The following is a 7,093-nucleotide window of genomic DNA, read 5'->3' as shown; positions in this document are numbered from 1 at the left end:
CAGATTACGCTCCACGCTTCCTCCCCACGCTCGGTCACCCTCACGCAGTTGCGCTTCACTTCGTTCGCTGTGATCAACTTACGGCGGGACTTGCACCCGCAGGAGTGCGCCCATGCTGGGCGCACAAGAAAAAACCCGCCGTGCGCATCACGCAGGGCGGGTTTCTTTACAGCGGTTAAAGCCTCACAGAGTCACAGCAGCCGGCTCGGGCTCGGCGGCCATTTCCACGTCCGGCGCCACTTCGATGTGCTGCAGCTCGAGACGCTCGCTGCTCCACTGGCGGATGCGGTTGGTCAGTGCCAGGTCGTCGTTCAGCTTCTGCCCGTAGGACGGGATGATCTCCTTCAGGCGCTCCTGCCACTCAGGGGTGGCGACCTTGTCGGCGAAGGCCTTCTCGATCAGGTGCAGCATGATCGGCGCGGCGGTGGAAGCACCCGGCGAGGCGCCCAGCAGTGCGCTGATGCTGCCATCGGCCGAGGTCACCACTTCGGTGCCGAACTGCAGCACGCCGCCCTTCTCGGTATCCTTCTTGATGATCTGCACGCGTTGGCCGGCATTGATCAGCTCCCAGTCGGCGTCCTGCGCCTGCGGGAAGTACTCGCGCAGCGAGGCCATGCGGTCTTCCTGGCTGAGCATCAGCTGACCCATCAGGTAGGTGCTCAGCGACCAGTTGTCAATGCCGGCGTTGACCATCGGCATGAAGTTGTCGGTGGTCATGCTGCTGAACATGTCGAGCAGCGAGCCGTTCTTCAGGTACTTGGTGGAGAAGGTGGCGAACGGGCCGAACAGCAGCACGTTCTCGCCGTCGATCACGCGAGTGTCCAGGTGCGGCACGGACATGGGCGGCGAGCCGACCGAAGCCTTGCCGTAGACCTTGGCCAGGTGCTGGGCAACCACGTCCTGATTACGCGTCATCAGGAACTGGCCACCGACCGGGAAACCGGCGTAGCCCTTGGCTTCTTCGATACCGGATTTCTGCAGCAGCTTGAGCGCGCCACCACCAGCGCCGATGAACACAAAGCGCGCGTTGATGCTCTGCTCGGCGCCGCCCTTGGCCAGGTCGGCGACGGTCACACGCCAGGTGCCGTCATCGTTGCGCTTGAGGTCGCGGACTTCGTGCTCCAGGTGCAGGCTGGCCTGCTCCTTGCCGATCAGCGAGTCGATCAGCTGACGGGTGATCTCGCCGAAGTTGACGTCGGTGCCGATGGCCATACGGGTGGCGGCGACCTTCTGCTGCGGATCGCGACCTTGCATGACCAGCGGCACCCACTGGGCAATCTGCGCGTGGTCTTCGGTGAACTCCATGCCACGGAACAGGTTGCTGTGCTGCAGCGCAGCATGGCGCTTGCGCAGGTATTCGACGTTGTCGTCGCCCCAGACGAAGCTCATGTGCGGGGTGATGTTGATGAAGCTCTTGGGCTTGCTCAGCACCTCGCGCTCGACCTGGGTGGCCCAGAACTGCTTGGAGATCTCGAACGACTCGTTGATCGCGATCGCCTTGCTGATATCGATGCCACCGTCGGCGGTTTCCGGGGTGTAGTTCAGCTCGCAAAAGGCTGAGTGGCCGGTGCCGGCATTGTTCCAGCCGTTGGAGCTTTCGGCGGCTACCTGGTCGAGACGCTCATAGATTTCAATGCTCCAGTCCGGCTGCAGCTCGTGGAGGTAGGTGCCGAGGGTGGCGCTCATCACGCCAGCGCCGATCAGCAGCACGTCGACGGTTTTCTCGGGCTCGCGGGGCTTGGAGCAACCGATCACGCTGAGACAAAGCAGCGTCAGCAGGATTTTCTTCATGGGACAGTCCAGTTCATCGCACGACGACAACAGCCGTGCAGGCAAGGTTTCGGGCAGCGGCCGTTTGGGCCGCACATGGGCGATAGCCGCAGATCTGCGGCGCGGCGGGAGGAAGGGTGTTTCCAGGCCTCTTGGCGGGCGTATTCCGATCGCGCCGCATGCTGGAGCAATATGCGTGCCGCTGAAAGGATTCAGCAGTCCCTGTGCGGCTTTCTGCCACACAGCCGGCACGGGGCTGGCGGGAACTCGCCAGATTCACGGGGGGAGCCCCCTGGAAATGGCGGAATCCCGCCCGAATCAGGCCAGCAGCAGTGGCAACAGCAAGGCGGTGCCGATGCCCAGCAGGCTCATCGCCAGGGCGGCGAAGGCGCCGCACTCCTCCCCTTCCTGCAAGGCATGGGCGGTGCCAATGGCATGGGCATTGATGCCGTAGCTCAGGCCACGGGCCGCGGGGTGATCGACGCCAGCCCAGCGCAGCAGTAGCGGCCCCATGGCCGTACCGATCACGCCAGTGAGCATGACCATCACCGCAGCCAGCGAAGCGACGCCGCCGATCTGCTCGGCCACCGGCATGGCAATCGGCATGGTCACGAACTTCGGCGCCAGGCTCATCACCACGCTCCAGTCGGCGCCCAGCGCCCAGCCGATGGCCAGGGTCAACGCCACCGACAGCACGCCGCCGGCCGTAAGAGTGATCAGCACCGGCCAGAACAACTGGCGAATGCGCTTGATGTTATGTTGCAGCGGCACCGCCAGGGCCACGGTGGCCGGCCCCAGCAGCCAGGCAACGGGCTCGGCGCCGGCGCGATAGGTGGCATAGTCCACCCCGCACAACAGCAAAGTGGTGACAATCAGCGTGACCGACACCAGAACCGGCTGCAGCAGCAGCCAGCCGCTGCGGCGATAGAGCCAGGCGGCGATCAGAAAGGCGGCCAGCGTCAGGGCGATGGCGAACAGCGGATGATGAGTCAGCAATGTCATCCCTTGCGCTCCTGACGGCGGATCAGCGTCTGCAGCAACCAGCCACAGAACGGCACGGTCACCAGCAGCGACAGCACCAGCGCGGTGACAATCACCGGCAGCTCACCGAGCAGCAGATCGCTGCTGGTCATAATCCCCGAGGCTGGTACGGCCAGCAGCAGCGGCAGGTAAGGCAGTAAACCACCGGCGGCCTGCTGCAGCGGCTCAGGCACGGCGCCGCGCCACATCAGCCAGACCGAGAGCAGCAGCAGGCCGATGATCGAGGCTGGCAGCATCGGCAATAGCCAGTGATTGAGCGCCACGCCGAACAATTGCAGCAATACCAGCCAGAACAGGCCACGCACCATCATGATCCCGACTCCTCCTTATGGCGCCCCCGACGAAACAGCGGACGCGGCTCGATAACCGAGCGACCATACAACACACTGAGCCCTTGCAGGCCCTTGAGTGCATCTTCCAGTGATTTGTCGGCGCGCACGGCGAAGGCATCGAAGCCGCACTGGCGCATGTGCGCCAACTGGTCGCGCAGCACATCGCCCACCGCGCGCAACTCGCCGCGCCAGCCCAGGCGGGTACGTAGCAGGTAGGCCTGGCTGTAGCCACGGCCATCGCGAAAACTGGGGAAGTCGATGGCGATCAACGGCAGACTGCTGAGAAACGGCTGCAGCGCCTCTGGATCGTCATCCACCTGCAGCAGCAGGCCATCGGCGCTCATCGTCCTACCCTCCAGCACCTCCACAGACTGCCGCTCACGCCAGGCCGCAAGCGGCAGGATCAACGGCGCGTCAGCCTCCACATCGAGCTCCCAGGGATCGTTGTCGACGATGCAGGCCTGGCCCTCGACCAGGCGAATCAGGTTGTTCATACCACCTCCTCGCGGCTGTAAACGCTCGCCTTGAATGGCTCCAGGCCGATGCGCTGGAAGGTGTCGAGAAAGCCTTCGTTGACCTGCCGCTGATCGACGTAGGTGCGTACGATACGCTCGATCACTTCGGGCACCTGCTCGGCAGCGAACGACGGGCCGATCACCTTGCCCAGCGCCGCCTGCTGGCCCTGGCTACCACCGAGGGTCAGCTGGTACCACTCGCTGCCGTTCTTGTCGACGCCGAGGATACCGATGTTACCGATATGGTGATGGCCGCAGGCGTTCATACAGCCGGAGATGTTCAGGCTCAGCTCGCCCAGATCATGCAGGTAGTCGAGATCGTCGAAACGCTGCTGGATGGCCTGGGCAATGGGGATCGACTTGGCGTTGGCCAGCGAGCAGAAATCACCACCGGGGCAGGCGATGATGTCGGTGAGCAACCCGGCGTTGGCCGTGCCCAGCCCGGCCGCTTCGGCCTCCCGCCATAGCGCGTAGAGGTCGGCCTTGCGTACATCGGGCAGCACCAGATTCTGTTCGTGGGCGACGCGAATCTCGCCGAAACCGTAGCGCTCGCTCCAGTCGGCCACGGCCTCCATCTGCTCGGCCGTGACGTCGCCGGGCGGAGCGCTGATGCCGGGCTTGGTCGACAGCACCACGCTGAGGTAACCGGGCACCTGGTGTGCCATGACATTGCGCGAAACCCAACGGGCGAAGGCCTCGTCGCGCGCCAGGTGGGTACCGAAGTCGAGGTCGAGGGTGTCCTGCGGCACGTAGGCCGGTTTGTGGAAGGAGGCCGCGACGCGCTGGTACTCTTCCTCGGTCAGTTGCGCCGGGCCGTCCTTGATCGGCTGCCACTCGCGCTCCACCTCATTAGCGAAGGCCTCGATGCCCAGCGCCTTGACCAGAATCTTGATGCGCGCCTTGTACTTGTTGTCGCGCCGACCATGGCGGTTGTACACGCGCAGGATGGCCTCGACGTAGGACAGGCAGTCCTGCCAGTGCAGGCCCTCGCGCAGGGTCTGGGCGATGATCGGCGTGCGCCCCAGGCCGCCGCCGACCAACACGCGCAGGCGCAGTTCGTCAGCGGCGTCACGGTACAGCTGCAGGCCGATGTCATGCACCTGCACCGCTGCGCGATCCTGTTCGGCGGCGCACAGGGCGATCTTGAACTTGCGCGGCAAGAAGAGGAATTCCGGATTGACCGTCGACCACTGACGGAGGATCTCGGCCAGTGGGCGTGGGTCGAGGTACTCGTCGGCAGCGACGCCGGCGAAAGCCTCGGTAGTGACGTTGCGTACGCAGTTGCCGGAAGTCTGGATGGCATGCATGTCGTGATCGGCCAGCCAGTCGAGGATGTCCGGCACACGCTCGAGCTCGACCCAGTTGAACTGGATGTTCTGCCGCGTGGTGAAGTGGCCGTAACCACGATCGTACTCGCGGGCGATATGCGCCAGCGCACGCATCTGCTTGGCCGAGAGGGTGCCGTAGGGAATGGCTACGCGCAGCATGTAGGCATGCTTTTGCAGGTACAGGCCGTTCTGCAGGCGCAGCGGCAGAAACTCCTCCTCGCTCAGTTCATCGGCCAGGCGCCGCTGTACCTGGTCGCGGAACTGGGCGACGCGCTCGCGCACCAGCGCGCGGTCATAATCATCGTATTGGTACATACAGGCAGGCCTCCTGATCACGGGGTGTCAACTATGCCTGCCGGGCGTGTACCGAGAACAGCGCCAGAAAAGCCTTAAAAAACCAGATCAGATGGGTACGACAGTGACCTGCACAGGGCACCGATTGGCGCGGCGCGATGTCGCAGGGCGGTATCTGCACCGCTCGACCTTAAGGCTCCTGGCCTCAGCAATGGCGAGGCCTGGCGGCCTGCGTGGCACTTTTCCCTGCGCTCGACGCAATCATCTGATCCGCTTTTTTATCAAAAACCTGAGTCTGTTTTGTAAACAGCCCCACTCGGATCATGGCGCCAGCCTGAATAAACGCCTGATGAGGGCAACGACATGACCGAGCTGATCCCCGTGCGGGCCGTCGAGAGCATCGACCCCGCCAAACCCACTCGCCTGACGCCGGCCCAGGCCGGCGGCCCGATCCACACGCGCAGCTTCACCGGACGCTTTCGCAACCTGCGCCTGCTCGGTGCCGGCTTGCTGTTCCTGCTGTTCTTCGGCACCGCCTGGATCGACTGGAATGGCCGCCAGGCGGTGCTCTGGGACTTGGATAACCGCCAGTTCCATATCTTCGGCGCGACCTTCTGGCCGCAGGATTTCATCCTGCTTTCGGCGATCCTGATCATCGCCGCCTTCGGCCTGTTCTTCATCACCGTACTCGCTGGCCGCGTCTGGTGCGGCTACGCCTGCCCGCAGAGCGTATGGACCTGGGTGTTCATGCGCGTGGAGCAGATCACCGAGGGCGACCGCGGCCAGCGCATCAAGCTCGACGCTGCGCCCTGGTCGCTGCAAAAACTGGCCCGGCGCAGCGCCAAGCACGGCCTGTGGCTCGCGGTCAGCCTGGTCACGGCACTGGCCTTCGTCGGCTACTTCACCCCAGTGCGTCAGTTGACGGTGGACCTGGCGACCTTCCAAGTCGGTGCCACCACGGCCTTCTGGGTGCTGTTCTTCACTGCCGCCACCTATATCAATGCCGGCTGGCTGCGCGAGAAGGTGTGCCGCGACATGTGCCCCTACTCGCGCTTCCAGAGCGTGATGTTCGACAGCGATACACTGGTCATCTCCTACGACGCCGCCCGTGGCGAAACCCGTGGCCCGCGCCGCAAGGACGCCGACTACAAGGCCGAAGGTCTGGGCGACTGCATCGACTGCACGATGTGCGTACAGGTCTGCCCCACCGGCATCGACATCCGCGACGGCCTGCAACTGGAATGCATCGGCTGCGGCGCCTGCGTCGATGCCTGCGACAGCGTGATGGACAAGCTCGGCTATGCCCGCGGCCTGGTGCGCTACAGCTCCGAGAACGAGCTGGCCGGCGGCAAGACCCACTGGTTGCGCCCGCGCCTGATCGGCTACGCGGCGATGTTGGCGGTGATGATCGGCGCCTTCACCTGGGCCCTGGCCGAACGCCCGCTGATCTCGCTGGACGTGACCCGTGACCGTGGCCTGTTCCGCGAGAACGCTCTGGGCCAGATCGAAAACATCTACAGCCTGAAGATCATCAACAAGACCCAGCAAGCGCGCAGCTACACCATCGCGCTGGTCGAACCCGGCGACTTCGAACTGCATGGCCCGAGCACACTGAAGCTGGCGCCGGGGGAGATTCGCGACCTGCCGGTAAGCGTCGCGCTGACGGCCTCGCACAACGCTGCCGGGCCGCAGACCCTGCGTTTCGAAGTGCGCGACAAGGCCGATTCGCAGAGCCATGTGAGCACCAAGAGCACCTTCCTCGCGCCGCTGCGCTAAAGCCTCGCCCCGAGGCGGGGCTCCTACAGGTGCTCTC

Annotated in this window: 6 protein-coding genes; 1 reads left to right on the top strand and 5 read right to left on the bottom strand. The window is 64.4% G+C overall.

Annotated elements, in window-relative coordinates:
* Positions 1–183: 183 nt before the first annotated feature.
* The 5 genes from PSOLE_RS15205 to PSOLE_RS15185 form a co-directional block, all read right to left on the bottom strand.
* The gene (locus PSOLE_RS15205; RefSeq protein ID WP_003462099.1) at positions 184–1,791 is read right to left on the bottom strand and encodes a malate:quinone oxidoreductase; all 1,608 of its coding nucleotides are present in this window, start codon (positions 1,789–1,791) and stop codon (positions 184–186) included.
* Between the two features lie 297 nt (positions 1,792–2,088).
* A complete protein-coding gene (locus PSOLE_RS15200; RefSeq protein ID WP_074861051.1) occupies positions 2,089–2,772 on the bottom strand; it encodes an LrgB family protein in 684 nt (227 codons plus the stop codon).
* Positions 2,769–3,122 (bottom strand): CidA/LrgA family protein, encoded by a 354-nt coding sequence (locus PSOLE_RS15195; RefSeq protein ID WP_003462101.1) that lies wholly within the window; start codon positions 3,120–3,122, stop codon positions 2,769–2,771. Before PSOLE_RS15195 ends, PSOLE_RS15200 begins: the two co-directional genes overlap by 4 nt.
* Complete coding sequence (locus PSOLE_RS15190; protein WP_003462102.1) at positions 3,119–3,637, bottom strand: DUF934 domain-containing protein; 519 nt, start codon at positions 3,635–3,637, stop codon at positions 3,119–3,121. The genes PSOLE_RS15195 and PSOLE_RS15190 overlap by 4 nt, the downstream gene beginning before the upstream one ends.
* Complete coding sequence (locus tag PSOLE_RS15185) at positions 3,634–5,301, bottom strand: nitrite/sulfite reductase (protein WP_074861046.1); 1,668 nt, start codon at positions 5,299–5,301, stop codon at positions 3,634–3,636. Before PSOLE_RS15185 ends, PSOLE_RS15190 begins: the two co-directional genes overlap by 4 nt.
* A 342-nt stretch (positions 5,302–5,643) precedes the next feature.
* Between PSOLE_RS15185 and ccoG the strand changes: the two genes are divergently transcribed.
* A complete protein-coding gene (ccoG, locus tag PSOLE_RS15180; protein WP_074861043.1) occupies positions 5,644–7,056 on the top strand; it encodes a cytochrome c oxidase accessory protein CcoG in 1,413 nt (470 codons plus the stop codon).
* Positions 7,057–7,093: the final 37 nt, after the last annotated feature.

The organism is Pseudomonas oleovorans subsp. oleovorans (assembly GCF_002197815.1).
Lineage (GTDB): Bacteria > Pseudomonadota > Gammaproteobacteria > Pseudomonadales > Pseudomonadaceae > Aquipseudomonas > Aquipseudomonas oleovorans.
This window is presented reverse-complemented; position numbering and strand designations above follow the sequence as displayed.

What these genes read in the sequence shown, in the direction of transcription:
- PSOLE_RS15200 (WP_074861051.1), bottom strand. Translation starts at nt 2,772, where the DNA reads ATGACATTGCTGACTCATCATCCGCTGTTCGCCATCGCCCTGACGCTG.
- PSOLE_RS15205 (WP_003462099.1), bottom strand. Translation starts at nt 1,791, where the DNA reads ATGAAGAAAATCCTGCTGACGCTGCTTTGTCTCAGCGTGATCGGTTGC.
- ccoG (WP_074861043.1), top strand. Translation starts at nt 5,644, where the DNA reads ATGACCGAGCTGATCCCCGTGCGGGCCGTCGAGAGCATCGACCCCGCC.
- PSOLE_RS15185 (WP_074861046.1), bottom strand. Translation starts at nt 5,301, where the DNA reads ATGTACCAATACGATGATTATGACCGCGCGCTGGTGCGCGAGCGCGTC.
- PSOLE_RS15190 (WP_003462102.1), bottom strand. Translation starts at nt 3,637, where the DNA reads ATGAACAACCTGATTCGCCTGGTCGAGGGCCAGGCCTGCATCGTCGAC.
- PSOLE_RS15195 (WP_003462101.1), bottom strand. Translation starts at nt 3,122, where the DNA reads ATGATGGTGCGTGGCCTGTTCTGGCTGGTATTGCTGCAATTGTTCGGC.